Here is a 1,944-nt window from a genome sequence, read left to right on the forward strand (position 1 = left end):
CCGGGTGCAGGCGGCATACCTGATGGAGGCGCTCGCCAGCCACGGTTTCGTCGTCGCGGCCCCCGATCATCCCGGTGACACGATGCTCGACGCGGCCTCCGGGCGGCAGGCGTCCCTGTTGGCCCTGGCCGCGGACCGGCTGCATGACGTCTCGGCGGTGATCGACGTCACCGAGGCCCATCGGCTCACGGTCCGTTACACGGTCGCGTTCCTGGCCCGTCGACTACGGAATGAGACCGGCTATGACCGCTATCTCGGACCGCCGGCGGACCGGCCCGCCTCCGCGGTGACCGTGCGTCGGGCCATGTGACCATCACGCTCCGACGGTGTCCCCGCGCGCGGGCACATCGGTCCACCCGCGAGCTACCGCGTGGTGGGATCACCCTTGCGCTGCCACGACGGCATATGGATGACTCACCCCGACATTGCCGGCTACCGTGGGCCAACCGGCCAAAGTCCGCCTGAGAGGTAGCATCGGCCGGTCGATCCGGCCGAGCCGCGACGCCTCGCTGGTTGCGAGGCGCGAGGTCGGCGACGGCGCTGAGTCGGCTGCGCCAGCCGGATCACGGGCGATGCCTACGGGTACAGTATGGTACCCCGTGAGGAGGTCGTGGCGATGTCCGCTCGCCAGGTGCGGCGGTTTCAGCTGGAGCGTGACGTCGATGTCTCCGGCGTCTCCGGGACGGGTGCGGTCGCGTTCGGGGCGCAGGCCCCAGACGGCACCTGCGTGCTGTGGTGGGACTCCGAACACGATTCCATCGGGATCTATCCGACAATGGAGACGCTACTCGCCATCCACGGGCACGGCGGGAGTACTCGCGTCGTCTACATCGATGCCGCCGACCAAGCCATCCCCGCGGTTCCGGGGGGTCCCGCCGCCTCGGCCGTTCCCGCCCTCTCCGCGGCGTCGCCTGTGCCGAGCCCGGCGTCGCCCGTCCCGAGCCCGGCGTCCCTGCGTGCCGCACCGTCGCTACGCCTCGGTTCCGCGGCGCGTTCGGCCGCCGCGACTCGTGGCCCGCGTCCCTCGCCGACCCGCAAGGCGCAGCCCGGGGGTGACGGCCGCTGATCAGGTCAGCGGGCGGAAGCAGGCGGTGGCCCGTTCCTGCGGGTCTACGGTGTAGAGCGCCAACGTGCCCGCCATCTCCTTCGGGTCCACGCCGTTGTCGAGCATGTGCCGGTGCAGGCCCGCCATCATGAGCAGGGCGTAATGCACCAGAATCGACGTGATGTCGGCGGGATGGCGCAGTGCCTCGCGAAACTGTTCGTCGGTCGCCACGTCGCTGGTGAGAGCGGCGAGGACGCCGAGCCGAATCCGCCCGGCGAGGTCCTCCCAGAGCTGGGCGCTTTTCGGGGCCTCCGGTCCTCGCCAGATCCCCGGGAACGCCAGGCCGGCGACGACGGCGGTCGGCTGTCGTCCCGTCCGGAGATGTATCGCGACGACCCACATCGCCATGAGCCAGCACATCCCGCGCAGGGTGTGCAGCGGATCGACGATCATCTGCTCACGGAGGTGCCGCTCGGACTGCGGGCGGCTGGCCGGAGCCAGCCAACCGCAGACGAGACGTTCGAGGCCGACGATCTGGACCATGGGCAGGTCCGCGGGGTGCGGCCGGGCCAGCGCGGCGGCCCGGTTGGACTCGGAGTCGACCAGGGCGAGCGCGCCCGGATCGGAGAGTGTCTGCCAGGCCAGACCCGCCGACGGCATGCGGCACACGGTAACGCGAAACGCAGCACACCGACCACAGCATCGGCGGCATTGTGTGGCATTCGACGGTTGCCTCACCGCCGATTCTCTGGATGCGTCGCCGTGGTTTCCGCCGGAGGACCGATGCCGCGCGCACAGCGGTCCCCGGATCCGGGAGGAGCGTTGCGAACGGTAAGCGGGCGTCCGGGGGTTCACCCCTCGCCGAGGAGGTCGAGGGGGGTGGTGGGTTGGTGGGGGGT

The 1,944-nt window shown here is 70.9% G+C and carries 2 protein-coding genes and 1 pseudogene; 2 read left to right on the top strand and 1 reads right to left on the bottom strand.

What is annotated here, in order from left to right:
• Positions 1 to 310, top strand: a pseudogene (locus ACY45C_RS20600) (hypothetical protein); the annotation flags it as partial.
• Between the two features lie 306 nt (positions 311 to 616).
• Positions 617 to 1,066 (top strand): hypothetical protein, encoded by a 450-nt coding sequence (locus ACY45C_RS20605; RefSeq protein WP_462189202.1) that lies wholly within the window; start codon positions 617 to 619, stop codon positions 1,064 to 1,066.
• On the opposite strand, the gene ACY45C_RS20610 is transcribed toward ACY45C_RS20605, so the two are convergent.
• A complete protein-coding gene (locus ACY45C_RS20610) occupies positions 1,067 to 1,705 on the bottom strand; it encodes a hypothetical protein (RefSeq protein ID WP_462189203.1) in 639 nt (212 codons plus the stop codon).
• Between the last annotated feature and the right edge of the window lie 239 nt (positions 1,706 to 1,944).

The sequence above is a fragment of the Frankia sp. CcWB2 genome (assembly GCF_977927585.1).

Coding starts and splice junctions, on each gene's coding strand:
- ACY45C_RS20605 (WP_462189202.1), top strand. CDS start 617: ATGTCCGCTCGCCAGGTGCGGCGGTTTCAGCTGGAGCGTGACGTCGAT.
- ACY45C_RS20610 (WP_462189203.1), bottom strand. CDS start 1,705: ATGCCGTCGGCGGGTCTGGCCTGGCAGACACTCTCCGATCCGGGCGCG.